Origin of the sequence: Microbacterium trichothecenolyticum, from assembly GCF_030818955.1 — a bacterium.
GTDB classification, from domain to species: domain Bacteria; phylum Actinomycetota; class Actinomycetes; order Actinomycetales; family Microbacteriaceae; genus Microbacterium; species Microbacterium trichothecenolyticum_B.
The window spans coordinates 3,046,386-3,072,159 of record NZ_JAUTBF010000001.1 but is presented as its reverse complement, the minus strand read 5'-3'; the positions used below and the strand labels follow the sequence as shown (position 1 = coordinate 3,072,159).

General features: G+C 70.8%; 23 protein-coding genes and 1 pseudogene. 8 read left to right on the top strand and 16 right to left on the bottom strand.

Annotated features, from left to right (window positions below):
• Positions 1–6: 6 nt before the first annotated feature.
• On the bottom strand, positions 7–1,056 hold the full coding sequence (locus tag QE412_RS14530) for a lipoate--protein ligase family protein (RefSeq protein ID WP_307485329.1): 1,050 nt from the start codon (positions 1,054–1,056) through the stop codon (positions 7–9).
• A 9-nt stretch (positions 1,057–1,065) separates the two neighbouring features.
• Positions 1,066–2,016 (bottom strand): DMT family transporter, encoded by a 951-nt coding sequence (locus QE412_RS14525; protein ID WP_307485325.1) that lies wholly within the window; start codon positions 2,014–2,016, stop codon positions 1,066–1,068.
• 71 nt (positions 2,017–2,087) lie between these two features.
• On the opposite strand from QE412_RS14525, the gene QE412_RS14520 reads away from it, so the two are divergent.
• On the top strand, positions 2,088–2,996 hold the full coding sequence (locus QE412_RS14520) for a LysR family transcriptional regulator (RefSeq protein WP_307485322.1): 909 nt from the start codon (positions 2,088–2,090) through the stop codon (positions 2,994–2,996).
• 64 nt (positions 2,997–3,060) lie between these two features.
• On the opposite strand, the gene QE412_RS14515 is transcribed toward QE412_RS14520, so the two are convergent.
• Positions 3,061–3,909 (bottom strand): alpha/beta fold hydrolase, encoded by an 849-nt coding sequence (locus QE412_RS14515; RefSeq protein ID WP_307485318.1) that lies wholly within the window; start codon positions 3,907–3,909, stop codon positions 3,061–3,063.
• Positions 3,910–3,940: 31 nt separating this feature from the next.
• On the bottom strand, positions 3,941–4,258 hold the full coding sequence (locus tag QE412_RS14510; RefSeq protein ID WP_307485316.1) for a hypothetical protein: 318 nt from the start codon (positions 4,256–4,258) through the stop codon (positions 3,941–3,943).
• A 241-nt stretch (positions 4,259–4,499) separates the two neighbouring features.
• On the opposite strand from QE412_RS14510, the gene QE412_RS14505 reads away from it, so the two are divergent.
• The 4 genes and pseudogenes from QE412_RS14505 to QE412_RS14490 all read left to right on the top strand — a co-directional run bounded on the left by QE412_RS14505 (position 4,500) and on the right by QE412_RS14490 (position 8,281).
• Positions 4,500–4,979, top strand: coding sequence for a MarR family winged helix-turn-helix transcriptional regulator (locus QE412_RS14505; RefSeq protein WP_373426553.1), 480 nt, complete (start codon positions 4,500–4,502; stop codon positions 4,977–4,979).
• Positions 4,980–4,987: 8 nt separating this feature from the next.
• Positions 4,988–6,350: pseudogene (locus tag QE412_RS14500) on the top strand (MFS transporter).
• 382 nt (positions 6,351–6,732) lie between these two features.
• Positions 6,733–7,284 (top strand): hypothetical protein, encoded by a 552-nt coding sequence (locus QE412_RS14495; RefSeq protein WP_307487229.1) that lies wholly within the window; start codon positions 6,733–6,735, stop codon positions 7,282–7,284.
• Between the two features lie 10 nt (positions 7,285–7,294).
• A complete protein-coding gene (locus tag QE412_RS14490) occupies positions 7,295–8,281 on the top strand; it encodes a hypothetical protein (protein ID WP_307485314.1) in 987 nt (328 codons plus the stop codon).
• Positions 8,282–8,299: 18 nt separating this feature from the next.
• On the opposite strand, the gene QE412_RS14485 is transcribed toward QE412_RS14490, so the two are convergent.
• Both QE412_RS14485 and QE412_RS14480 read right to left on the bottom strand, forming a co-directional pair.
• Positions 8,300–9,430, bottom strand: a complete 1,131-nt coding sequence (locus tag QE412_RS14485; protein ID WP_307485310.1) for a Gfo/Idh/MocA family protein — start codon at positions 9,428–9,430, stop codon at positions 8,300–8,302.
• Positions 9,427–10,251: a sugar phosphate isomerase/epimerase family protein gene (locus QE412_RS14480; RefSeq protein WP_307485307.1), complete on the bottom strand. Its 825-nt coding sequence runs from the start codon at positions 10,249–10,251 to the stop codon at positions 9,427–9,429. Before QE412_RS14480 ends, QE412_RS14485 begins: the two co-directional genes overlap by 4 nt.
• Positions 10,252–10,356: 105 nt before the next feature.
• Between QE412_RS14480 and QE412_RS14475 the strand changes: the two genes are divergently transcribed.
• Positions 10,357–11,016 (top strand): TetR/AcrR family transcriptional regulator, encoded by a 660-nt coding sequence (locus QE412_RS14475; protein ID WP_307485303.1) that lies wholly within the window; start codon positions 10,357–10,359, stop codon positions 11,014–11,016.
• 199 nt (positions 11,017–11,215) lie between these two features.
• On the opposite strand, the gene QE412_RS14470 is transcribed toward QE412_RS14475, so the two are convergent.
• The 6 genes from QE412_RS14470 to QE412_RS14445 form a co-directional block, all read right to left on the bottom strand.
• Positions 11,216–12,472: an alpha-hydroxy acid oxidase gene (locus QE412_RS14470; protein WP_307485301.1), complete on the bottom strand. Its 1,257-nt coding sequence runs from the start codon at positions 12,470–12,472 to the stop codon at positions 11,216–11,218.
• A gap of 66 nt (positions 12,473–12,538) precedes the next feature.
• Positions 12,539–13,918, bottom strand: a complete 1,380-nt coding sequence (locus QE412_RS14465) for a rhamnulokinase (RefSeq protein WP_307485299.1) — start codon at positions 13,916–13,918, stop codon at positions 12,539–12,541.
• A gap of 32 nt (positions 13,919–13,950) precedes the next feature.
• Positions 13,951–15,987, bottom strand: a complete 2,037-nt coding sequence (locus QE412_RS14460; RefSeq protein ID WP_307485296.1) for a bifunctional aldolase/short-chain dehydrogenase — start codon at positions 15,985–15,987, stop codon at positions 13,951–13,953.
• Positions 15,988–16,013: 26 nt separating this feature from the next.
• Entirely contained in the window at positions 16,014–17,330 is a 1,317-nt protein-coding gene (locus tag QE412_RS14455) for an MFS transporter (protein ID WP_307485292.1), read from the bottom strand.
• A gap of 2 nt (positions 17,331–17,332) precedes the next feature.
• Positions 17,333–18,499, bottom strand: coding sequence for an L-rhamnose isomerase (gene rhaI / locus QE412_RS14450; protein WP_307485288.1), 1,167 nt, complete (start codon positions 18,497–18,499; stop codon positions 17,333–17,335).
• Complete coding sequence (locus QE412_RS14445) at positions 18,496–18,876, bottom strand: L-rhamnose mutarotase (RefSeq protein ID WP_307485284.1); 381 nt, start codon at positions 18,874–18,876, stop codon at positions 18,496–18,498. The genes rhaI and QE412_RS14445 overlap by 4 nt, the downstream gene beginning before the upstream one ends.
• A 139-nt stretch (positions 18,877–19,015) precedes the next feature.
• On the opposite strand from QE412_RS14445, the gene QE412_RS14440 reads away from it, so the two are divergent.
• Positions 19,016–20,005 carry a LacI family DNA-binding transcriptional regulator gene (locus tag QE412_RS14440; RefSeq protein ID WP_307485281.1) on the top strand — a complete coding sequence of 330 codons (990 nt, stop codon included), beginning with the start codon at positions 19,016–19,018 and terminating at the stop codon, positions 20,003–20,005.
• A 1-nt stretch (position 20,006) separates the two neighbouring features.
• Here the strand turns inward: QE412_RS14440 and QE412_RS14435 are convergent, their stop codons facing one another.
• Complete coding sequence (locus tag QE412_RS14435; RefSeq protein WP_307485278.1) at positions 20,007–21,476, bottom strand: MDR family MFS transporter; 1,470 nt, start codon at positions 21,474–21,476, stop codon at positions 20,007–20,009.
• 72 nt (positions 21,477–21,548) lie between these two features.
• Here QE412_RS14435 and QE412_RS14430 point away from each other — a divergent pair, with 72 nt between their 5' ends.
• Positions 21,549–22,166 (top strand): TetR/AcrR family transcriptional regulator, encoded by a 618-nt coding sequence (locus tag QE412_RS14430; protein ID WP_307485275.1) that lies wholly within the window; start codon positions 21,549–21,551, stop codon positions 22,164–22,166.
• Positions 22,167–22,259: 93 nt separating this feature from the next.
• On the opposite strand, the gene QE412_RS14425 is transcribed toward QE412_RS14430, so the two are convergent.
• Genes QE412_RS14425 through QE412_RS14415 form a run of 3 tightly spaced genes read right to left on the bottom strand, consistent with a single transcriptional unit; the run spans position 22,260 to position 25,767 of the window.
• Positions 22,260–23,105 (bottom strand): transglutaminase family protein, encoded by an 846-nt coding sequence (locus QE412_RS14425; protein ID WP_307485272.1) that lies wholly within the window; start codon positions 23,103–23,105, stop codon positions 22,260–22,262.
• Entirely contained in the window at positions 23,102–24,034 is a 933-nt protein-coding gene (locus QE412_RS14420) for an alpha-E domain-containing protein (protein WP_307485270.1), read from the bottom strand. Before QE412_RS14420 ends, QE412_RS14425 begins: the two co-directional genes overlap by 4 nt.
• A complete protein-coding gene (locus QE412_RS14415; protein ID WP_307485266.1) occupies positions 24,028–25,767 on the bottom strand; it encodes a circularly permuted type 2 ATP-grasp protein in 1,740 nt (579 codons plus the stop codon). Before QE412_RS14415 ends, QE412_RS14420 begins: the two co-directional genes overlap by 7 nt.
• Between the last annotated feature and the right edge of the window lie 7 nt (positions 25,768–25,774).

The window sequence follows — 25,774 nt, the reverse complement described above, 5'->3', positions numbered from 1 at the left end:
CAGCGCTCACGGGACGCGCTGCAGCCACGCATCGGTGGCGAACTTGGTCTCGACGAGGGCCTCGGCCTCGGCATATTCCTGTTCGGTGATATGTCCGGGCGTGGCCCCGTAGAGGGTCGTGAAGGTCTGAATGAAACGGTCGATCACCTGGTCACGCGGCAAGCCGGTCTGACTCCGCAGCGGGTCGACCCGCTTGGCCGCCGAGACGGTGCCCTTGTCGCTGAGCTTCTCGCGGCCGATGCGGAGGACCTCGGTGAGCACCTGAGCGTCCATGTCGTAGCTGAGGGTCGCGTGGTGCAGCACCCCGCCGTTGGCGAGACGCTTCTGGGCGGCTCCGCCGATCTTGCCGTGGGGCCCTGCGATGTCGTTGAGCGGTTGGTACACGGCATCGATTCCGAGCGAGCGCAGCGCCTGCAGCACCCAGTCGTCGAGGAACGCGTAGGAGTCGGCGAACGTCATGCCCGCCACGAGCGCCGCCGGCACGTACAGCGAGTAGGTGACGATGGAGTTCGCGGCCATGAGCATGGCTCCGCCGCCCGAGATGCGGCGCACGACGTCGAACCCGTGCCTGGCGGCTCCCTCGGGATCGACCTCGTTGCGCAGGGACTGGAACGAGCCGATGACGACGGCGCTCTCGTTCCACTCCCACAGGCGCAACGTGGGCTTTCGGAGCCCCGCACCGACGCGCGCGGTGAGCACCTCGTCGAGGGCGAGGTTCATGCGCGGCGAGACGGGAGCGTCGTGCACGACCTCCCACTCGAAGTCGGCCCAGCCCGGGGCCGTCACGAGAGCGCGACGGATGGCGGTGGCGACCGACTCGGGCGTGAAGCCGAGCAGCTGCGCTCCCTCGGGGAGGGCGGCACGGATGGCCGCGGCGATCGTGGGGACGTCGGATTCGACGGGCAGCCCGTTCACGGCCGCGTCGATGTCGTCGAGGGCGTCGTCGGGCTCGAGGAAGAAGTCGCCGGCCAGGTGGAAGCCGTGGATGCGCCCCTCGCGCTCTTCGAGGTCGACGACGACCAGCTTCCCGCCGGGGACCTTGTACTCGCCGTGCATCCCCCCAGCCTACGGCGGTGGCGCGGCGACCAGCACGGAGTCGGACGACTGCCCGGCGTCGCGAGCCGCGAGCGCACGACGGTGACGGCGCTCGATGGCCTGGCCGGCATACGACGCGGCCACGATGAGAGCGGCACCCACAACGCCCGGCGCGCCGAGAACGTCGCCGCCGATGACCACGCCCACGACGACGGCCCACACCGGCTCGGTGCCCATGAGGATGCTCGCGCGCGTCGCCGAGGTGCGGCGAATCGCCCACAACTGCACGACGAACGCGAACACCGAGCACATCAGTCCGAGAAACAGCACGTTCACCCATCCGGATGCCGTGAGCCGGCCGACGGCGACGGGGAGGTCGGCACCGGCCACCGCCGCCGACGTGGCCGCGCACACGGCGAGCTGCACGAGCACCACCGCGAACGTGCTGTCATGCCGCCCGCGGGTGAGCCGCGCGCTCGCCGTCACGTGCACGGCGCGCACCGCGGCGGCAGCGATGACCAGGGCGTCGCCGATGGTCGGCAGGCGGAACCCGCCGCCCGACACCAGCAGCGCCACACCGACGACCGCGGCCACGGCGGCCACGAAGTAGGACCGCGGCAGCCACGTCCGCGACGCGATGCTCTCGAGCAGGGGCGTGAAGATCAGCGCCAGGCTGATGAGCAGTCCCGCGTTGGTCGCGGAGGTCAGGTGCACTCCCGCGGTCTCGAGCCCGATGATGGCGGCCTGCGAACAGCCGAGCAGCGCGGCGATCGCGAGGCCTCGGCCGCGCGGCATCCGTTCGCGACGCACGAGGCAGACGAGCCCGAGTGCGGTCGCGGCGACGAGGAAACGCAGGGCCACGGCGGGCGCGACCCCCACCTCGCCCGTGAGCTCTTTGGCGGCGAGGAAGCTCGCACCCCACACCGCGGCCACCGCCACGAGCAGACCATCGACGAGGATCTCGGAGGCGCGGCGGGTCATGGACCCAGCCTCGTGCGCGCAAACCGGAAGAACAAGCGCGAGGTTCTTCATCGTGACGTAAGTTCACACTTATGGATGCCGCACACCTCCGCCTGCTCCGCGAGCTCGCCGACCGCGGGAGCGTGGCCGCCGTCGCCCAGGCCCTGCGCGTCTCGCCGTCGGCGGTGTCGCAGCAGATCGCCAGCCTTCAGGCACGCGTGCCCGTGCCCCTCACGACACGACGGGGGCGGGTGCTCGTCCTGACTCCCGCGGGCGAGGCGCTGGCCGCGGCGGGCACCCGGGTCGACGAGGCGTTGACCGCCGCACGCGAGGCGGTGGGCGCGTTCCTCGACGACACCGATCGGCCGGTACGGGTCTCGGCATTCCACAGCGCCGGGCTCGCGCTGTTCGGTCCGCTGCTGCGCGAGCTCGACGGCATCCCTCCCCTGCACCTCGCCGATGCCGACGTCGCGCACCGCGACTTTCCCGGGTTGACGGCCGATCACGACCTCGTCGTCGCCCACCGGCTCGCCCACGACGCCCCCTGGCCGCGCGGACGCGTGGTGGCCACCGAACTGCTGACCGAGCCCCTCGACATCGCGCTGCCCGCGGCGCACCCGCTAGCAGCGCGGGAGCGGCTCGTCGCCCGCGACCTCGCCGAGGAGCGGTGGGTGTCGGTGCACCCGGGTTTCCCGCTCGCGGGCGTGCTCGACCACCTGGCCGCGCACGTCGGACGCCCGCTCGAGATCGCCCACCGCATCAACGAGTTCTCGGTCACCGCCGAGGTCGTGCGCGCGGGAGCCGCGATCGCCGTCATGCCGCGAACGACCGCGATCCCGCTCGCCGTCGACGGCCTCGTGCTGCGCCCACTGTCCGATCTGACGCTCGTACGACACGTCGATGCCCTCGCGCGCCCCGATGCCCTGGCCTACGCCGCGGTCCGCCGCGTGCTGCGAGCGTTGCAGATCGTGGCGGCGCGGGCGACGGATGCCGCGGGCTGACCCCCGCGCGACGCGGCGGCCACGGCGAGGGACCGCGCCCCTCCGGTGCGATGAGCGCGCCGCGTCAGAGACGCGCGGGCAGCCGCGCGTCGAGCCAGGCGAGCAGATCGGCGCGGACCTCGGCCTGGCACGCCTCGGCGAAGATCTCGTGGCGGGCACCCGGATACACCAGGGTCGTCACGTCGGTCAGCCCGGAGCGCTGCCGGTAGGCGTCAGCGAGACGGTGAACGCTTCGCGGACCTCCGACGGTGTCGTCGCGCCCCACCAGGAGGAGGAGGGGAACGTCGCGACCGAGATCGCGCCGGGGGCGCCCGAACAGCTTCGCCGCCTCGACCGGGCCGAACAGCGTGCGCAGCGGCACCGACGTCGTGAGCGGGTCGGCGACGAAGTCGCGTCCGATCTGCTCATCGCTCGAGAGCCACTCCATGCCCGAACCCCGCAGGTGCTTCCACGGGGCGTTGAGATCGCCCGCGTTCAGCGAACCGGGCCAGCGCAGGGCCGATCCGCTCAGTACGACCGCGTCGAAGGAATCCGGATGCCGGTTCAGCAGCATCTGCGCGAGGAACGACCCCCACGAGTGTCCGAGGAGCACGAGCGGAAGATCGGGGTGCTGCTCGCGGATGCGCTGGCAAAGGGTCCAGACGGCGTCGCGCGCCGCACCCAGGCCGCCGGGGCCGAGACGGCCCAGCTTGCCGTGATCGCCACCCCACTGACCGAGGCCCGTGCGCCCGTGACCGCGATGATCGTCGGCGTAGACGGTGTACCCCTCAGCCACGAGTGCGGCGACAAGGGCGGCGTACCGCCCCGCGTGCTCGCCGACACCGTGCAGCAGGTGCACGACCGCCCGGGGGCGTTCGGCCTCGTACGCGTCGTAGACGATCGTGATCCCGTAGGCGTCGACGAACTCGGGCATGGGCCGAGTCTAGGCAGGGGGCTCTTCGGGGTCACCAGCCGCGGTGTCGAGAGGCGACCTGCAGCGTATCGACCGGCCGCACAGCGGCGCTCGAGGCGTTCGGCGCAGCGTGCGACTCGTCGCGGTTCGGGCCCCGTGGGGGACGCGGTGGGCGCCGGAGACGGAGGGCACCCCAGACCACCGCGTAGAGCGAGGCGGATACGAGGCAGAGACCGGCCACCACCACGTGCGCGCAGGCCGCGGGCGGGTTCTGCGAGAGGTGGACGGCGAACAACACTCCGCCGGCCAGCACGAGACCGGACGCGCCGACCAGGAAGATCGACGACGACGGCGAGGGATGTGGCGACACGTTTCGCCTCCCGGCTGACTCGTTGATCACCGACGTGATCGTCCACGGCAGGGGAACGGGCGGCGAGAAACGACGTGGGCGCCCGTCGAACGACACGTCGCGGCCAGGTTACGCATCGGACCGGCCGGGAAAGGGGGGCTTTACACGGGCCTCTCCCGTGTGCATAAGGCGTTCGTGGCGACGTTCCACCCTCGCCGTCTTTTGTTAGCAACGCTAATGAGCTATGCTAACTATCACGAACATGAATGACAGCGTCGACGCATCCCCCCTCCCCGACCTGACGTTCGCCCGCACCCCGGCCCCCGACCTCAGCGCCGCGGCATCCGACCTGCGCATGGCGACGTTCCGCCTCGCGCGGCGCCTGCGAGCGCAACGCGCCGTCGACACCATGAGCGACGGACAGTTCGCCGTCCTGGCGGCCCTCACCGTGCACGGCGCGCACACCCTGGGCCAGTTGGCCGACCGCGAGCGGGTCACCGCACCGTCGATGAACCGCACGGTCACACTGCTCGAGAACGCCGGCTACCTCACGCGCACGCCCGACGAGGTCGACCGGCGAAAAGTCACGATCGACCTCACCGACGACGGACGCGCAGTGGTCGACGAGACCGTGCGCCGCCGCGACGCGTGGCTGGAGGAGGCCCTGAGCAGCCTCGCCCCCGACGAGCGTGAGGCCCTGGCGCGCGCGGCCGAGATCATGAGGAAGATGGCCGAGCGATGAGCACCTCGATGTTCCGGTCGCTGTCGATCTTCAACTACCGCGTGTGGTTCTTCGGCGCACTCGTCTCGAACGTCGGCGCATGGATGCAGGCCACGGCGCAGAACTGGGTCGTGCTCACGCAGCTCACCGACAACGACGCCGCCGCGATGGGCGTCACCATGGCTCTGCAGTTCGCCCCTCCGCTGCTGCTGGTGAGCGTGACCGGCTGGGTGGCCGACCGCTTCGATCGGCGCAAACTCATCATGTGCACGCAGGCGGCCCTGCTGCTGCTCGCCGTCGCCCTCGGCATCCTGCTGCTCACCGGCGCGATGACTCTTCCCCTGATGTACGGATTCGCGCTCGCCCTGGGCGTGGTGACCGCCTTCGACAATCCCGCGCGGCAGGCGTTCGTCTCCGATCTGGTCGCCCAAGAGAACGCCTCCAACGCGGTCGCCCTCAACGCCGCGTCGTTCAACACCGCCCGACTGATCGGCCCGGCCGTCGCGGGCGTGATGATCGTCGTCGTCGGTACCGGGTGGGTGTTCCTCGTCAACGCGTTCACGTTCCTGGCGATGATCGGCGCGCTGCTCGCCATGCGCCCGCACGAACTCGTCGTGCACCATCGACGCGGCGGCCCCGCCCGCCTCGCCGACGGCTTCCGCTATGTCGCCCGGCGTCCCGACCTCGTCGTGACCTTCGTGATGGTGTTCCTGCTCGGGGCCTTCGGCATGAACTTCCCGATCTTCGCCTCGACCATGGCGCTGGAGTTCGGTCGCGGCGCCGACGGGTTCGGACTGCTCAGCTCGTTCGTGGCGATCGGGTCGCTGACGGGCGCACTGCTCGCCGCTCGCCGCGAGCGTGCGCGGATGCGCGTGGTGATCCTGGGCACCGGCGGCTTCGCCGTGGCATCCACTCTCTCGGTCTTCGCACCCAGCTACGGCGCGTACGCGGCGACCCTGGTGATCACCGGCTTCATGGTCGTGACCACCCTGACCACCGCGAACGGATACGTGCAGACGACCACCGACCCCGCCCTGCGGGGGCGAGTGCTGGCGCTGTACATGGCGATCCTGCTGGGGGGAACTCCCGTCGGCGCCCCCATCGTGGGTGCCGTCGCCGGCGAGTTCGGCCCGCGCGTGGCGATCGGCCTCGCCGCCGCCGTCGCCTTCGTGGCGTGCGGGATCGGCGCGACCTGGACGCTCGCCTCGGGCCGCGTGCACCGCCACGAGACTCGGCGGTTCCGCCTCACGGTAGAACGAGACGCAGCCGCTGCACACCGTCACGCCCGAGCCGGAGGACTTCAGCGACGAGGTCGCCGGCACCACCCCGCTGCCCCTGCCGCCGGGCGAGCGCGAGCCGCGCATGAACCCGCGCCCGCGCCACGGCGCCTGACGCCGCGCGCACCCGCGGCCGGTCGAGGCCGCCACGCCGCGCCACCGCCACGCCACGCCACGCCACGCATAAACGCTATCCGCGCGCAGAAACACGTGCAGAGCGCGTTTATGCGCGCGAGAAGCGTTTATGCGTGGTCGGCGGGCGGGACGGAACACCGGCACCGTGGTCGGCGGGCGGAACGGGACACCGACACCCGCCGCACCGGACGACGCCTCCATTCTCGTGAATACATGCATGGTGAAGGGGGATTGTCAAGAGGGGGGCGTGTCACGCGTGTGGCTGGGCGTTTTTCTACTGTGCTGCCTGTCCACGCACCGTCACTCTCGTCGGGAGATTGTCCATGCCGAAGCTCACTCGCCGTTCCTCTCGCATCGCGACCGTGATCGCGATTCCCGCCGCCGTCATCGCGGCGGGCGTGCTGGTGTCGACCAGCTCGTACGCCGCCTTCAGCGGCACCACCTCGAACGAGGGCAACAACTGGCGGGCCGGTACCGTCCAGATCGACGACGACGACGCCGGTCGCGCACTGTTCAGCGCCACCAACGCCAAGCCGGGCGACGGTGGCCAGAACTGCATCGCCGTCACCTCGACCGGCACGCTCGCTTCGCAGGTGCGCCTGTATGCCGCCAACGTCAGCAGCACCAACGGGCTCGCCGACAACCTGACGCTGAAGATCGAGCAGGGCGTCGGCGGCGGGTACGGCTCGTGCACCGGGTTCTCGTCGCAGTCCACCGTCTTCGATGGGCGCCTCGCCGGATTCACCGGCGCGCACACCTCGTTCGGCAACGGGGCGACCACGTGGAGCCCGACCGGCACGGGCAGCGAGACCCGCACCTTCCGCATCACATGGCAGCTCGTCTCCGACGCGGCGAACGGCGTGCAGGGCGGGACCGCCGCGACGTCCTTCGTCTGGGAAGCCCAGAACAGCTGAGCCGATGCGCGTGGGGCGCACGATCGTCGTCGCCATGGTGGCGGCGGCGCGGGCGGCGATCACGATGGTCCTGGCCCTGGGCTTCTGGGCGGCGGCACCCGTCGTGCTCGGGTGGTCGCCGACCACGGTCATGACCGCGTCGATGACCCCGGCCATCGACGCGGGCGATGTCGTGGTCGCCAAGCCCGCCGACCGCACGCAGATGGTGCCCGGCCGAGTTCTGCTGGCACGCGACCCCGACTGGCCCGACCGCCTGCGGCTGCACCGTCTCGTCGAGGTGACGGACGACGGATCGTTCATCACCAAGGGCGATGCCAACCCGTCGGCCGACACGTCGCCGCTGCACCCCGATGCCGCCCTGGGCATCGGGGTGCTGCGGGTGCCGTGGGTGGGTCTGCCCATCGTGTGGCTGCGCACGGGAGAGATCGCGCCCCTGGCGGCGACCGCGGTGGGGTTCTTGTTGTGCCTGAGTATCGCCCTGCGACGCGGCGAAGACGAGGAGGGCGACGACAACGCCCCTCCCCCCGTGACCACGACCGCGGGCGACACGCCGGCCGTCCCGACGACCCGACGGGCTCGCCGGGCGGCGGGGATCGTCGCGGCGGTGGCGCTCACCAGCGGCCTCGCGGCAACCCCGGCGTGGGCGGCGCTCGGAGAGGACACGTGGGCGTTCGCGCGCGTCGATGCCGGTCGCGTGACGGCACCGTGGGCGATCGCCTGCGCCAACAACGGCAACAGCGGTGCCGTGATCTCGTGGACGTACGACGGATGGCAGCCTCGCAGCTTCGACCTCCTGGTCGACGGCGAGGTCGTCGCGCAGAACCTCTCGCCCTCGACGCGCTCGACGCGCGTACCCACCGACCGCTATTACGCGCTCTTGTCGTCGTATCGGGTCACGGTCCGCGTCAACGTCGCGGAGCGCTGGAGCGCCGAGTCTTCGGAATCGGTCGCGATCGGGGGGCGGCTGTTCATCCTCGGGCGGCCCTACTGCCGATGACGCCGCCCGAGGACGCCGTCACAGCGTGCGGGCGAACGGGTCGAGTTCGCTCGGCACCACGGGCACCGGTTGGTCGAGCGTGCTGCGCACGGTGACGAACCCGGCTCCGGCGGCGGACTCCTCGGCCGAGAGCAGCACGTCGAGCACGTGATACGCGAGCTCTCCCGTGGCCACGTGAGACCGGTCCTGCGCGATCGCACGCGCCATGTCGAGCACGCCGAGCCCGCGACCGACGACGACGCCCTCCTGCGGCACGTCGATCCACGGCTGCTCGGGACGCTCGTCGTCGAGCAGCACCCCGAGCGGCTCGACGCGCGCGATGACGCCCTCGAAGTGGTTGGGATCGGGGAGCACGAGCGTGCCCTCGGTGCCGTGCACCTCGAGCACGCCGTGCCGCTCGAGTGCCGAGTCGAAGCTGAACTGCCCCTGCGCCTGCAGGCCGTTCTCGAACGCCGCGATCAGCTGCACGGTCGTGGGGACCTCGACGTCGAAGACCTCGCCCGCAGCGGGACCGGTGTGGATGCGCCGTCGTCGACGCGCGCGTGTGCCGATGGCGGCGACCCGGTCGACCGGACCGAGCAGGCTCACCAGCGCGCTGACGTAATAGGGCCCCATATCGAGCAACGGACCGGCCCCGTGAGCGAAGAGGAATTGCGGTCCCGGATGCCAGAGGTCGGGCCCCTGCGTCTGAAACGACGCCTGCGCGAACAGGGGTTCGCCGATGGCCCCGGCCAGGAGGGCGCGCTTGGCCGATTGGAAGCCCGGCCCGAGGAGGGTGTCGGGGGCGGAGCCGATGCGCAGCCCCGCCGCATCGGCATCCCGCAACAGCCGCGCGGTGCTCTCGCGGTCGAGCCCCAGCGGCTTCTCGGTCCAGACGTGCTTGCCCGCGGCGATCGCGGCGGCCGAGACCTCGACGTGCACGGCGGGAACGGTGAGGTTCACCACGAGTTGCACGTCGGGGTGGGCCAGCACGTCGTCGGCGGTACCCCACGACGGCACGCCGTGCTGCTGGGCCCGCGCCCGCGCGCGCTCGGTGTGCAGGTCGCCGACGATCACGACGGCGACGTCGGGGAACGAGGTGAGGTTCGTCAGGTAGGTGTCGCTGATGACGCCGGCTCCGATGACGCCGACGCCGACGGGACCGCTCACGCCGCGAGGCCCTTCTCGAGCAGGAACGCGTAGCTCGCGGCGATGTCGTCGAACACGTCGCCGGGCGACCGGTCGTACTCGATGACGGCCCAGCGCACGGCATCCGTCGCCCGCATGGCCTCGACGACGGGCACCTGGCCCTCTCCGGGGCGGCGCTGGTCGAGGTGACGCGTCACGTCGCGGTCGGCACCCGGGGCGAAGGGGTTCTCGGTGGGGACGAAACCGTCTTTGACGTGCACCGCGAGCAGGCGCGAGCCGAGGCGCCGCACCAGGGCGGGGACGTCCTGCCCACCGGTGAGCGCCCAGAACAGGTCGAGTTCGATCGCGACGCGCTCGTCGGTGTGGGCGACGACGTACTCGAAGGCGCTCACGCCGTCGATGTCGAGCAGGAACTCCTGCGCGTGATTGTGGTAGCCGACGCCCAGCCCGTAGGTGGCGGCGAGGTCGGCGACGGCGTTGAGTCGCTCGCCGATCTCGGCCACGCCGTCGACCGTGGCCCAGCGCTCGGGTTCGACGAAGGGATCGATCACCGTGGTCAGTCCGAGCGTCGCCGCCGCCTCCAGCACGGCCTCCGGCTCGGGGGTGGGGATCGTGCCGTCGGGCGTCCATAGCTCGTCGGACAGCAGGGGCGCGTGTCCGGTCGCCGCGGTGAGGCCGCTGGCATCCAGGGCCGCGCGGATCTCGGTCGGGCGACTCACGAAATCGAAGGCTTCGACGTGACGCAGGCCGAGAGCGGCCAGCTTGTCGAGCGAGCGGGCCGGGTCGGCGCGGAACTCCTCGACCAGGGTGTAGAGCTGCACGGAGGGGGTGGGGAGCGACATCGGGCCTTCCTCGTTCGTCGTCGAACGGTGCCGCGATCGGCACCTGTGGGAACGCTACCAGCAAACCAACCAGTGGTCACTTTTTTGCGCGTCTACACTGGCCCGATGACACGGGACGACGAGGCCGCCGAGGGCGCGCACCCGCTCGATGGCGCGCACCCGCCCGACGGCGTACCCGCGACCCACGACCGCCTCGGCCGCTCGGGCGCCTACACGAAGGGCGTCGCCCGCCGACAGGAGATCCTCGATCGCGCGATCGACGTGTTCGCCGAACGCGGCGCCGAGGGCGCCTCACTGCGGAGCATCGCGCGGGCGCTCGGCGTCTCGCACGCTGCCCTGCTGCACTACTTCGACTCGCGCGAGCAGCTGCTCGTCGCCGTCTACGACCACGCGAACCGGCAGACGCCGCCCGCTCCCGACGCCACCGCCCTGTCGTCGCTCACCGACGCCGCAGCCCACAACACCTCGGTACCGGGACTGGTCGAGCTCTATACGACGCTCGTCGCGGCCTCGCTGAAAGACGACAGCGCGTCCGCCCGCGCCTACTTCACCGAGCGCTTCGCGCGCCTGCGCGCCGAGCTCGCCGAGCGCCTGCGCGCCGAGCAGGCCGACGGCCGCGTCCGCGCGGACTGCGACCCCGACCAGGTGGCCGCACTCCTCATCGCCGCCTCGGACGGGCTGCAGGTGCAGTGGCTGCTCGAGCCGTCGATCCCGCTCGCCGATGTGCTCGGCGCGCTGGGCGGCCTGCTGGCGCCGCCGCGGTAGGACGACGCCGCCGACCCGAGGGCGCGCATAACCTCAGCGATGCGCACGATCTCAGCCGCGTCGCGGGAGCGCGCGGAGGATGCGCACACCCACGGCAGCGCGCACAACTTCAGCGATGCGCACAACCTCAGCCCCGTCGCCGCGAGCGCGCAGAGGATGCGCACATCACGGAGGTTGCGCACCGCCGCGGTGCCCGGCGTCAGACGCGCGCGTCCGCTCCCGGGGCCGTCACCGGCACCAGGCGCGTCAGCTGCGTGACGTGACGCGGCTCGAGCTCGGCGAGCGAGGAGACACCGAGCAGGGCCATCGTGCGCTCGATCTCGCTGCGCAGGATCGCGATCGTGCGGTCGACGCCCTGGCGCCCGCCGGCCATGAGGCCGTAGAGGTAGGCCCGGCCGACGAGCGTGAATTTCGCGCCGAGGGCGACGGATGCCACGATGTCGGCGCCGTTCATGATGCCGGTGTCGACCATGACGGTGGCGTCCTTGCCCACCTCGCGCACGACGTTCGGGAGCAGGTGGAAGGGGATCGGCGCGCGGTCGAGCTGACGTCCGCCGTGGTTGGACAGCACGATGCCGTCGACGCCGAGGTCGACCAGGCGCGCGGCGTCGGTCACGTTCTGCACGCCCTTGACCACGAGCTTTCCCGGCCACATGCCCCGGATGACGTCGAGGTCGTCGTAGCTGATCGTCGGGTCCATCGCCGCGTTCAGCAGCTCGCCCACGGTGCCACCGGTGGTGCTGAGCGAGGCGAATTCGAGCTTCGGCGTGGTGAGGAAGTCGTACCACCACCACGGGCGCGGGATGGCGTTGACGATCGTGCCGAGCGTCAGCTGCGGCGGGATCGAGAATCCGTTGCGCTTGTCGCGCAGTCGGGCCCCGGCGATCGGGGTGTCGACGGTGAACATGAGCGTGTCGAAGCCGGCGGCGGCGGCCCGCTCGACGAGCCCGAACGAGATCTCGCGCTGACGCATGACGTACAGCTGGAACCAGTTGCGGCCTGCGGGGTTCGCGGCCTTCACGCCCTCGATCGAGGTCGTGCCGAGCGTCGACAGAGTGAACGGGATGCCGGCCGCGGCGGCGGCGGACGCACCCGCCGTCTCGCCCTCGGTCTGCATGAGACGCGTGAAGCCGGTGGGGGCGATGCCGAAGGGCAGGGCGGAAGGTCCCCCGAGAATCTCGCATGAGGTGTCGACGTGCGCGGCCGGACGCAGGATGTCGGGGTGGAACTCCACGTCTTCGAATGCGCGGCGAGCGCGATCGAGCGACAGCTCGCCCTCGGCCGCACCGTCGGTGTAGTCGAAGGCCGCCTTGGGCGTGCGGCGCTTCGCGATCGTGCGCAGGTCGCCGATCGTCAGGGCGGCGTCGAGGCGGCGCTTACGCGCGTCGAGCTCGGGCTTCTTGAACTGCATGAGCTCGAGGAGCTCGCCGACCTTGGGCAGCTGGCGCTGGACCATGGGAGTTCTCTCTTTCGTGTGGTCTGACCACATAGTAGTTCCCGCCCGACGGGGCGGGAAGGGGGTTCAGGGGTGCGGATCGAACCGCCGCGGAGGAAATGTCTCCGCCACGCGCGCCCGCAGGTCCTCCAGCGACGCATCGGCCCCGAAGGCGCCGAGGGCCCGCGCCTGCACCAGGACGTTGCCCAGCGCCGTCGCCTCGACGGGCCCGGCGAGAACCGGCAGGCCGCTGCGGTCGGCGGTGGCCTGGCAGAGCAGGGCGTTGAGGGCCCCGCCTCCGACCAGGTGGATGACATCGACCTCGCGCCCGGCGAGATCCGCCGCCGCCCGCACAGTCCGGGCGAAGGCCTCGGCGATGCTCTCGATGATGACGCGCACGAACGCGGGCCGTGCCTCGGCACCGGGTGCCGGCATCCCGAGCAGCGTCGCGATGCGCTCCGGCATGTTCCCGGGGGCGGCGAGCGAGGGATCGTCCGCGTCGAACAGCCGCGCGGGGGTCGGCGCGTCCGCGGCGGCAGCGAGCAGCGACGGCAGATCGACCGGGGCGCCGTCCGCCTCCGACCAGGCCCGCACCGTCTCGCTCAGCAGCCACAGGCCCGTGACGTTGCGGAGGAACCGCACGCGCCCGTCGACGCCGCCCTCGTTGGTGAAGTTGGCCGCGCGGGCGGCATCCGTCACGATCGGCGCCGGAAGCTCCAGGCCGACCAGCCCCCACGTGCCGCACGAGATGTAGGCCGCGTGCGGGGTGGACAGCGGAACGGCGACGACCGCCGAGGCGGTGTCGTGCGAGCCCACGGCGATGACCGGGAGCCCGGCGACCTCACCCGCCGCCCCGATCGTCTCCCCCGGGTCGACCAGCGGGGGCAGCACGGAGATCGGGATGCCGAGCGCCTCGGCGAGCGCGTGATCCCACTGCCCGGTGTGCAGATCGAGCAGACCGGTGGTCGAGGCGTTCGTCCGCTCGGCGACGCGACGGCCGGTCAGTCGCTCGGCCAACAGATCGGGGATGAGCAGACTCGCCTCGGCGTCGGCGAGACGTGCGTCGACCGCGTACTGGTACAGCGTGTTGAACGGCAGGAACTGCAGCCCGTTGCGGCGATACAGCTCCTCGAACGGCACGACCGCGTGCACGGCGTCCACGCCCCGGACCGTGCGCTCGTCGCGATAGTGGAACGGCTCGGCGAGCAGGCCGTCCGCGCCCAGCAGGCCGTAGTCCACGGCCCACGAGTCGATGCCGACGCTCTCGATCGAGGGCTCGCGGCGCAGCGCCTCGGCCAGGCCCGCCCGCACGTTCGCCGACAGGGCCTCGAGGTCCCAGTGCCACCCGTCTGCGCGCTGGACGGGTCCGTTCGCGAAACGGGCGACCTGTTCGAGCTCGAGCACCCCGGCCCCGACGCGACCGATCATCACCCGGCCGCTGGTCGCGCCGAGATCGACGGCCGCCACCGCCCTCGCTCCGGCGCCCTCCGCCGCCGCGCTCACCGCAGGAACGCCGCCGCGACGCCCGAGTCGACGGGGATGTGCAGGCCGGTCGTGCGCGAGAGCTCGGGGCCGGTGAGCACGTACACCGCATCGGCGACGTTCTCGGGCACGACCTCGCGCTTGAGGATCGTGCGGTTGGCGTAGAACTGCCCGAGATCCTTCTCGTCGACGCCGTACGTCGCGGCGCGGTTGGCTCCCCAACCGGCGGCGAAGATCCCCGAGCCGCGCACGACGCCGTCGGGGTTGATGCCGTTCACGCGGACGCCGTGCTCGCCGAGCTCGACGGCGAGCAGACGCACCTGGTGCGCCTGGTCGGCCTTGGTCGCCGAGTACGCGATGTTGTTGGGGCCCGCGAACACGGAGTTCTTCGACGAGATGTAGATGACGTCCCCGCCCATCCGCTGCGCGATCAGCGCCTTCGCCGCGGCCTTCGACACGAGGAACGAGCCCTTCGCCATGACGTCGTGCTGCAGGTCCCAGTCCTTCTCGGTGGTCTCCAGCAGCGGCTTCGACAGCGAGAGCCCGGCGTTGTTCACGACGAGGTCGATGCCGCCGAAGGCGAGCACGGTGGCGTCGATCGCGGCCTGCACGCCCTCGGCATCCGCCACGTTCGCGGCGACGCCGATCGCGACGTCGGTCGAGCCGAGCTCGGCGGCGACGGCCTGGGCCTTGTCGAGGTCGAGGTCGGCGACGACGACGCACGCGCCCTCGGCGGCCAGGCGCGTGGCGATGGCCTTGCCGATCCCGGATGCCGCGCCTGTGACGAACGCGATGCGTCCCTGATGCGTCTTGGGCTTCGGCATCCGCTGCAGCTTCGCCTCCTCCAGCGCCCAGTACTCGATGCGGAACTTCTCGGCATCCGAGATCGGAGCGTAGGTCGACAGGGCCTCCGCGCCGCGCATGACGTTGATGGCGTTGACGTAGAACTCCCCCGCGACGCGCGCGGTCTGCTTGTTCGCACCGTACGAGAGCATGCCGACGCCCGGCACGAGCACGATGAGCGGGTCGGCTCCGCGGATGGCCGGCGAGGAGGCGTCCGCGTGCGCGTCGTAGTAGGCCTGATAGTCGGCGCGGTACTGCTCGTGCAGCTCGCCGAGACGCGCGATCGACTCCTCCACGGATGCGTCGGCCGGCAGGTCGAGCAGCAGCGGCTTGACCTTCGTGCGCAGGAAGTGATCGGGGCAGCTCGTGCCGAGCGCGGCCAGGGCGGGGGCCTTCTCGGATGCCAAGAAGTCGAGCACCACGTCACTGTCGGTGAAGTGGCCGACCATCGGTCTGTCGGTCGAGGCGAGGCCGCGGATCGTCGGGGCCAGCGCCGCCGCCTTCGCCCGGCGTTCGGCCTCGGGCAGGGCCGCGAATCCCGCGCGCACACCGCCGAACGGCGCGGCGACGCCGTGCTCGTCGATGTAGGCCTGGGCCGTGTCGATGATCCAGAGGCTGTTGCGCTCGGCCTCCTCGGAGGTGTCGCCCCAGGCCGTGATCCCGTGGCCGCCGAGGATGGTTCCGATCGCCTGGGGGTTCTTCTGCTTGATCGCCGCGATGTCGAGCCCCAGCTGGAAGCCCGGGCGGCGCCACGGCACCCACACGACCTTGTCGCCGAAGATCTTCGTCGTCAGCTCCTCGCCGTCGGCCGCCGTGGCGATCGCGATGCCCGCGTCGGGATGCAGGTGGTCGACGTGCGCGGCATCCACGAGGCCGTGCATCGCGGTGTCGATCGAGGGGGCGGCGCCGCCCTTGCCGTGCAGGCAGTAGTCGAACGCCGCCACCATCTCGTCTTCCCGCTCGATGCCGGGGTAGACCTCGACGAGCGCGCGCACACGGTCCAGCCGCAGCACGGCGAGACCCTTCTCGGTGAGCGTGCCCAAGTCACCGCCCGACCCCTTGACCCAGAGCAGCTCGACCGGCTCCCCGGTGACGGGGTCGATGTCGGTGCCCTTGGCGGAGGTGTTGCCCCCGGCGTAGTTGGTGACCTTCGGGTCGGAGCCGAGGCGGTTGCTGCGCGCGACGAGGGCGGCAGCGGTGGAGCTGGTCATGGAAGTGTCCTCCTGGAAGAGAGCGATCAGAGGTTCGGGGGCACGGGCGTGGACAGGGGCACGTTCGCGCCGTAGCGCTCCTGCTCGATCTGCTCGAGCGACTTGCCCTCGGTGCGCGGGGCCCACACGGTGCCGATGACCATCGCGGCTACGAGCAGCGCGAGGATGATGAGCCCGAGCACGGCCAGCCCCGTCTGGGCGAGCAGGATCGGGAACACCAGGCTCAGCAGACCCACCATCACGCGGGCGAGCATGAACAGCACGCCCTGCGCGCTCGCACGGTACCGGGTGGCGAACAGCTCCGCCGTCCACAGGCCGTAGAACGCCTGCGCACCGACACCGGCCGAGACGCCCCACGCGACCGCGAAGAACAGCAGCGAGCCCAGACCCGGCGGGGCGTAGATGAGCACCGCCCACGCGACCACGCCGAGGGCCGCGCCGCCGAAGTACAGCCAGCGGCGGCTGACGCGGTCGCCGTAGCGCATGAAACCGAAGTACGTGGCCGCGGCGGTGAGCGTCCACACGAGCACCTGCAGGAGGTTCTGCTGCACCGGGTCGTGCAGGCCCGAGGCGTCGTACACGCGCGGCTGGAAGATGCCGGCCTGTCCCGCCACGGTGTTCCACAGGCCGTAGACGCCGAGCAGGAACAGCAGCGCCGTCCAGTTCTTGCGCTCGCGCAGGAGCCCCGCGAGGCCGCTGAAGAACGAGATGCGCTCCCCCGCGCTGGTCGCAGCCGCGCGCTGTTCCTTCCAGCGGCGCGACTCGGGCAGACCCCGGCGCACCCACCAGGTGATCGCGGCGATGACGAACAGGTGCAGGAAGATCAGGCGCGAGCCCCACAGGCCCAGCGGGCCGACCACGACGGCGAGCAGGAACCCGACGGCGGGGCCGATGGACCAGGCCAGCTGTGCCGTGCCCACGTGGGCCGCGCGCTGTTCGCTCGGCGCCTCCTCGGCGATGTAGGTCCAGGATGCCGGCACCCCGGCGCCCACCGCGATGCCCATGAGGATGACGCCGATCATGAGCACGACGACGTTGCCCGAGAAAGCCACGAGCAGGGCGCCGAGCATGAACACGATGAGGTCGTAGGTGTAGATGAACTTGCGGCCGAGGCGGTCGCAGAGAGGGCCGCCGATCGCGGCACCGATCGCGGAGCCGAAGGCGTTGGCCGACAGCGCGGCGATGACGCCGACGACGCCGTCGCTGAAGCCGAACGACTCCTGCCACAGGGTGAGGCTGGTCGCGAGGGCGATGATGGCACCGGCCTCGATGTAGTTCGACATGGCCACGGCGATGGTGGCCTTCCACGCCGACAGCGGGCGCTTCGTGGTGGTCGTGGTCATGGTCAAGCTCCCCATCCGGCCTGGGTGCCGCCGACACGGTCGGCGGCGATACGGGTCTGGTAGTCGGAGGCGGCGTACGCCCCCATCGGGTCGGCGGGCAGGCCCCGCGACTGGCGCCATTCGGCGAGGGCGGGACGCACGTCGGTGGAGAACGCGTCCATGAAGACCGCGTTCGCGGTGAGCACGTCGTTCTCGCGCTGCGCGGCGGCGAGCGCGTCGCGATCGAGGAGGAGCGCCCGGGCGGTCATCTCCTGCACGTTGAGCACGGAGCGGATCTGCCCGGGGATCTTGGCCTCGATGTTGTGGCACTGGTCGAGCATGAACGCCACGTCGGGGTTGTTCAGCCCACCCCCGCGCACGACCTCGACGAGGATCCGGAACAGCTGGAAGGGGTCCGCTGCACCGACGATGAGGTCGTCGTCGGCGTAGAAGCGGGAGTTGAAGTCGAAGGAGCCGAGCTTTCCGAGCCGCAGGAGCTGCATGACGATGAACTCGATGTTGGTGCCGGGCGCGTGGTGCCCGGTGTCGAGGCACACCACGGCCTTGTCGCCGAGCGAAGCCACCTGCACGTAGGACGTCCCCCAGTCGGGAACGTCGGTGTGGTAGAACGACGGCTCGAAGAACTTGTACTCCAGCACCAGGCGCTGGTCGTCGCCGAGGTGCGCGTAGATCTGGCGCAGCGAATCGTTCAGACGGTCCTGGCGGTCGCGCATGTCGTTCTGACCGGGGTAGTTCGACCCCTCGGCGAGCCAGATCTTCAGATCGCGCGAGCCCGTGGCATCCATCACGTCGATGCACGCGAGGTGGTGCTCGATGGCCTTGCGGCGAATGCGCTCGTCGTGGTGGGTGAGGGCGCCGAACTTGTAGTCCTCGTCCTGGAAGGTGTTGGAGTTGATCGTGCCGAGACGCACGCCCAGGTCTTCGGCGTGACGACGGAGCGCCCCGAAGTCGTCGACGAGGTCCCACGGGATGTGCAGGGCCACGCTCGGGGAAAGCCCGGTGAGGCGGTTGACCTCGGCGGCGTCGGCGACCTTCTCGAACACGTCGCGCGGAGTGCCGGGCGTGGGGAACACGCGAAAGCGCGTGCCGGAGTTGCCGAAGGCCCACGAGGGCAGCTCGATGGCCTGCTTCTCGAGAGCGGCGAGGATGCCGGGTGACAGCGTCGTCATGAGCGGGTGCTTTCGGTCGGGGCGGATGCCGAGGTCTCAGCGTCCGCGAGCTGGTCGGCGAGGTGGAACACCTCGACGAGGGAGGTCGCGGCCTGGTCGGGGCGACCGTCGAGGCCGTCGAAGAACGGGGCCATCTCGGCTTCCCAGTCCGCGGCGATCGGCGAAGCCGCGAGGTGGGCGCGGGCCGCGGCGTCGTCGTCGGTCTCGTAGTAGCCGAAGAGCGTGCTGGTGCCGCGATCGAGGAACAGGGAGTAGTTGCGGCGTCCCGCCGCGGCGATCTCGGCGAGCATCTCGGCGCGCACCGGACTGTGCCGAGCGACGTAGGCGTCGGCGAGGTCGGGTCTGACGCGCAGCGTGAAGGCGACGCGGTGTGTCATGTCACTCCTTTGTGGTCGTCCACCGACGGAGGGGGCGCACATGGCCCGGACGACTCGATGTTGAATCGTTCCAATCGGTGAATCGTTTCAGAGAGTAACCTGTATCCCAGCGTTCGTCAACAATCGGGGGGAAGAAGCGATGACGCCGAGCATCAAAGACGTCGCCGCCGCCGCCGGCGTGTCGGTCGGCACGGTCTCGAACGTGCTCAATCGCCCCGAGAAGGTGTCACCGTCGACCGTCGAGCGCGTGCACGAGGCCATCGACGACCTCGGCTTCGTGCGCAACGACGCCGCGCGACAGCTCCGCGCGGGACAGAGCCGCTCCCTCGGACTCATCGTGCTCGACAGCGGCAACCCGTTCTTCGCCGAGGTCGCCCGTGGCGCCGAAGACCGCGCGGCCGAGAACGGCATGACCGTTCTGCTCGGCAACAGCGGCCACGACGGGGCCCGCGAGTCGGCCTACCTCGACCTCTTCCGCGAGCAGCGCGTGCGCGGCGTGCTGCTCACCCCCAGCGATCTCGACTCCGCCGTCCTGGCCTCGACCGGGATCCCGCTGATCCTCGTCGACGGCGAGACGCCCGCCGCGAACCTTCCAGCCGTCACCGTCGACGACGTCGAGGGCGGCTACCTCGCGACGCGACACCTGCTGGCCCGGGGACGACGACACATCGCCTTCGTCGGCGGCCCGCCGTCGATCCGTCAGGTGGCCGATCGTCTCGCCGGCGCGCGCCGCGCCCTCGCCGAAGTCCCCCGCGCGCACCTCGAGGTCATCACCACACCGGCACTGACGGTGCTCGCCGGTCGGGCGGTCGGCGAGCAGCTCGCCGCCCGCGCCGATCGGCCGGATGCCGCCTTCTGCGCCAACGACCTGCTCGCGGTGGGCGTGCTGCAGGGCGCGACGATCCTCGGCTCGATCCGCGTGCCCGACGACCTCGCGCTCATCGGGTACGACGACATCGACTTCGCCCAGTCGACCGTTGTGCCGCTGTCGTCCATCCGTCAGCCCGCGCACGCGATCGGCGCGACGGCGGTCGACCTGCTCCTGGAGAGCATCGCCGACCCGTCCGCCGCGCCGCGCGTCGTGCGGTACCGGCCCGAGCTCGTCGCCCGGGCGTCCACGGGCGCCTGAGTCAGCTCCCCGACGGGGCCGGGGACTCCTCGCCCTGCGCCGGCGTCCGCACGAACGCCGCGAGAACGATCACCGCGACCGACAGGCACGCCGCGACGAAGAAAGCCGAATGGATGCCGGTGGCCGTGGCATCCACCACGTCCGTCCCCTGCGCCGCCGAGGCCGCCGCCCCCACCGTCATCAGGGTCACGAACACCGCCGTGCCCGCCGCACCGGCGAGCTGCTGCACGGTCGACACGATCGCGGAGCCGTGGGGGTAGAGCTCACGCGGCAGCGCCCCGAGCGCCGAGGTCATGAGCGGCGTGAACATGAACGCCAGGCCCAGACTCAGCAGGCAGTGCACGGCGATGACGAACCCGACCGACGTGTCGGTCGACAGCGTCGCGAAGCCCCACAGGGCGACACTCGCCACGATCGCCCCCGGAAGCACGAGCGGGCGGGCACCGAAGCGGTCGAAGAGGTTGCCGACCAACGGCGCCATGAGTCCCATCAGGAGACCACCCGGCAGGAGCATGAGCCCGGTGGGCAGCGTCCCGAGGCCCAGGACGTTCTGTAGGTACAGCGGCAGCAGGATCAGCACGCCGAACAGCGTCGTCATGGCCACGACGACGAGGATCACCGCGATCGTGAACGACGAGTGCCGGAAGACACCGAGGTTCAACAGCACGCGGTCGGTCGCCCCCAGGCGCACCTGACGCACGACGAACGCCACGAGAGCGAGGGCGCCGAGCGCCAGCGGCATCCACACCGGCACGATCTCGTGTCCGCCGGCGGCCTCACCGATGCTGGAGAGCCCGAAGATGATCCCGCCGAATGCCAGGGCCGAGAGAACGACCGACAGGATGTCGAGGGTCACGCCGCGGGTGTCGGTGAGATTCTGCACCCACCGGGCCCCGAGGGCGATCGCGACGAGCGCGATGGGGATCATCACGATGAACATCGCGCGCCACGGGAACACCGACAGGATCAGTCCCGACACGGTCGGGCCGACCGCCGGGGCCACCGAGATCACGATCGAGATGAGGCCCATCATGCGCCCGCGCCGGTGCGCCGGAACGACGTTGAGCACGGTCGTGAACAGCAGCGGGATCATGATCGCCGTGCCCGTGGCCTGCACGATGCGCCCGATGAGCAGCACGCCGAAGCCGGGAGCCACGGCGGCGATGACCGTGCCGAGCGTGAACAGCCCCATCGCGGTGAAGAACAGTGCGCGCAGCGGGAAGCGCTGGATGAGGAAGCCGGTCGTGGGGATGACGACGGCCATCGTCAGCAGGAACGCGGTGGTGAGCCACTGGGCGGTGCTGGCGGCGATGTCGAGCTCGCGCATGAGCTCGGGCAGCGCGACACCCATGATCGTCTCGTTCAGGATGACGACGAAGGCGGCGATCACGAGCAGGGCGATGACGGCACCGGGGCGCGTGGCGGTCTTGCCCGGCGAGGCGGAGGTGGGGACGGTTCCGGTGGAGACCATGGGCGACCAATCTGAGCAGTTCACGACAAGTTGGCAGCAACTGCCAATACGACGTGGACTACTCTAGCGGACATGACCACCCCGGTAGCTGCCGTCGAGGGATTGCGCGATCGCCGACGCCGCGAGACGTCGATCGAGATCTGCGCCGCCGCCCTCGACCTGTTCGAGCAGAAGGGCGTCCACGGCACGACCGTCGACGAGATCGCCGCGCGTGCCGGCGTCTCGCCGCGCACCTTCTTCCGCCTGGCCGGAACGAAAGAGGACGCGGTCTTCGTCGACGACGGTCGCTTCGCCGCAGCGTTGGCCGAGGTCGGGGAGCCCTGCGACGACATCGCCGCCCTCCTCGCCGTGCTCCGCGGGGAATTCGCGCGCGAGCTCGCGCTCCTGGATGCCGATGCCCGGGCGCGCGAACGCTTCCTGCGCGTGCGCCGGCTCATCGCGCACGAGTCCGCGCTGCTCGGTGCCGCGGTGCGTCGCGAGGTGACCTCCGCCGACCGCTTCGTCCCCGGGATCGCCCAGCGCACCGGACTCGCCGAACTCGACGTGCGCGCGGCCCTCAGCGCCGCGGGCCTCGAGATGCGCATGACCCTCGATGAATGGGCGCGCTGCTACGACGACGGCGAGACGAGCAGCCTCGTCGACCTGCACCGCGAGGTGCAGGCGCGCTTCGCTGCGGCGCTGAGGCCCTGACGCCTCGCCGCCGCCCCTGTCGGCTCCGCACTCATGCGCGCGGGACGCCGATCACCGCGAGCATGTCGGGCCCGTATGACGCACCGGTGGCCGTCACGTCTCGCGCGTGATCGTCACCTTCACCTTGAGCTGGCTCTTGCCCGGACCCGCGTAGACGCCGCGCAGCGGCGGCACGTCGTTGTAATCGCGGCCGCGACCCACGAGCACGTGCCGGTCACCGATCTCGATGTTGTTGGTCGGGTCGAAGCCCTGCCAGTCACCGGCGAACCATTCCACCCAGGCGTGCGACTCGCCCGCGACGACCTCGCCCACCTCGGCCGACGGCTTCGGGTGCAGATACCCCGAGACGTAACGCGCCGGGATACCGACCTCACGAAGGGCCCCGAGGGCGATGTGCGCGATGTCCTGGCAGACGCCCTTGCGCGCCTCCCACGCGTCGACGGCCGTCGAGTGCACGCCGGTCACACCCTGCATGTACTCGATGGCATCGCCCACGGCCTCGGCGATGGCGTGAGCGGCGGGCCCCGGACGGTCGTGCTGCGCGGCGATGGAGCGCGCCAGCGCCACCACCTCGGCATGCGGGGTCGTGCGCGGCGTCTGCGTGAGCTGCTCGACGGTCGCGATCGATCGCGCCGCCTCGTCGGCGAGCTGCTCCCACGTGATGTCGGTGTGAGCGATGGGCCGCGGGCGCACCTCGACCAGCGAACGGGCGGTGATCGTCAACGCGGCGTGCGGCGAGAGCACGTCGAACGCCGCGACGCTCGTACCGAAGTAGTCGACGTACTGGTTCACCGAGGTCGACGGCTCGATGTCGAGCGACGAGCTGAGCACGAACTGACTGTCGGTGGAGTGCGGCAGCATGCGCGCCTCGTTGTACGACGCCGACACGTCGCCCGGGTAGGCGAACCCGGTCTGGTGCTCGATACGCAGACGTTTCATGAGATCTCTCCGATCCACGCGGGCTCGGCCTGCGTCGGGAAGAAGCGCGACCGAATGGCCTCGGAAGCCTCGCGGGTCACGGTCTGCACTCGATGCATGTGCTCGGGCAACTCGGCGAGGATCTCACTGATCGGCCGGTACTCGAGGTCGTTGCGAATCTGTCCGAGCGCGCGGAGCACGGTGTTGGAGTGACCGACGCGATCGGCGCGCGGGTCGATCGCGCTCATGCAGTCTTCTGCGCGCTGGATCGAGTAGATGATCGAGCGCGGGAACAGGCGGTCGAGCAGCAGGAACTCGGCGGCGTTGCGCGCACTGGGCATGCCCCGGTACGTGCGCAGGTAGGCCTCGTAGGCGCCGCACGAACGCAGGATCGTCGTCCACGACGGGCCCGACACCTCGGTCAGCGAGCGGGTCGCGAGCAGGCGAGCGGTCATGTCGGCGCGTTCGATGCTGCGACCCAGCGTGAAGAACTGCCACGCCTCGTCGCGGTTCGTCGAGGAGTCGACGATGCCGATCGCCAGCGCCGCACGTTCGCGCACCCACTGGAAGAACTCATGCACCTTGTCGGTCTGCAGACGTCGCGGCATGCGCGAGTTCGTGGTGTTGAGCACCTCCCACAGCTCGGTCGACACGATCTCGCGCGCACGGCGAGCGTTCTCTCGCGCGGCGGTGATCGAGTAGGCGATGCTCGACGGGTTCATCCGATCGACGGCGAGACGCGCGAGCACGTCGTCGCGGCGCACCGAGTCGACGTTCTCGGGCCATTCCGAGCCCATGACGCTCAGCAGCGAACGGCACGCGGTGTCCTCGTCGATCCACGGGTCTTCCAGCAGCAGCTGAAGGTGCACGTCGAGGATGCGCGCCGTGCCGTCGCTGCGCTCGATGTAGCGACCGATCCAGAACAGGCTCTCGGCGATACGACTCAGCATGCTCCGGACTCCTCGCTCTGCGACGTCGTCGAGGCGCGCATCTGCTGCTGCTGCTCGGCCTGCGGACCGTGCTGCACGCTGGCGCTCTGCTGCTGTTGCTCCTGCTGATCGCGATCGGGCCGGTGGTCGCGCGGCGCGGTATCGGGAGCGGGCTGGCCGTCGTAGATGATCGGGATGGCCTCGGTCACCGCCGCCTGGTCGGCGACGAGGCCCGATACTCCGTTGCCCTGGCCGTACTCGACGTGTCCGGGGGCGGCGCCGCCGACGATCCACGTGTCTTTCGAGCCGCCGCCCTGGCTGGAGTTGACCACGAGCTGGCCCTCGGGGAGAGCCACGCGGGTGAGGCCGCCGGGCAGCACCCAGATGTCGTCGCCGTCGTTGACGGCGAACGGGCGCAGGTCGGCGTGGCGCGGACGCATCCCGTCTTCCACCAGGGTGGGGATGGTGGAGAGCATGACGACCGGCTGCGCGATCCACCCGCGCGGGTCGGCGAGCAGGCGCTTGCGCAGCTTCTCGAGCTCGGCGGGAGAGGCGTCGGGCCCCACCACGAGCCCCTTGCCGCCGGATCCGTCGACGGGCTTCACCACGAGCTCGGGCAGGCGGTCGAGCACCTCTTCGAGCGCACCGGGGTCTTCCAGACGCCAGGTGTCGACGTTCTTCAGGATCGGCTCCTCGGCCAGGTAGTACCGGATGAGGTCGGGCACGTAGGTGTAGAGGAGCTTGTCGTCGGCGACGCCGTTGCCGACCGCATTGGCGATCGTGACGTTGCCGAGGCGCGCGGCGAGCATGAGCCCGGGCGCGCCCAGCATCGAGTCGGCGCGGAACTGCAGCGGGTCGAGGAAGTCGTCGTCGACGCGGCGGTAGATCACGTCGACGCGCTGCGGGCCCCGCGTGGTGCGCATGAACACCTTGCCGCCGATGCACAGCAGATCACGTCCCTCGACGAGCTCGACGCCCATGAGGCGCGCGAGCAGCGTGTGCTCGAAGTACGCCGAGTTGTAGACACCCGGGGTGAGCACCACGATGTTCGGGTCGTCGATCCCGGGCGGGGCCGAGGCGCGCAGCGCCGCGAGCAGCTTGTTCGGGTAGTCGCCGACCGGTCGCACCCGCATCGAGACGAACAGCTCGGGCAGGGTCTGGGCCATCACCCGGCGGTTCGAGATGACGTACGACACCCCCGAGGGCACGCGCACGTTGTCTTCGAGCACGCGCATCTCGCCGTGCTCGTCGCGGATGAGGTCGATGCCCGACACCTGGATGCGCACGCCGTTGGCGCTGCGGATGCCGGCGGCCTGGCGATAGAAGTACTGCGACGACGCGATGAGACCCGCCGGCAGGATGCCGTCGCGCACGCAGTGCTGATTGCCGTACGCGTCGTCGAGGAAGGCCTCGAGCGCACGGACGCGCTGCTTGACGCCGGCCTCGATGCGCGACCACTCGTCGTACGCGATGACGCGGGGCACGGCATCGAGTGGGAACGGCCGCTCCTCACCCGCGAAGTCGAAGGTGACGCCCTGCGCGAGGTAGGAGCGCGCCAACGAATCGGTGCGCCCGCGCAGCTCTTCCTGTGTCATCTTCGCGAGCGCGTGATACAGCTCCCGATACGCCTCGCGAGAGGGAAAGGCATCGCCGGACGTCGCCGGCGCACCGAACATCTCGTCGTACGCCGGGACGCCGGATGCGGTCTTGCGCGGCGCCAGCGTGGAGCCGTAACCGTCGAACAGGTCACCCATGCGATGA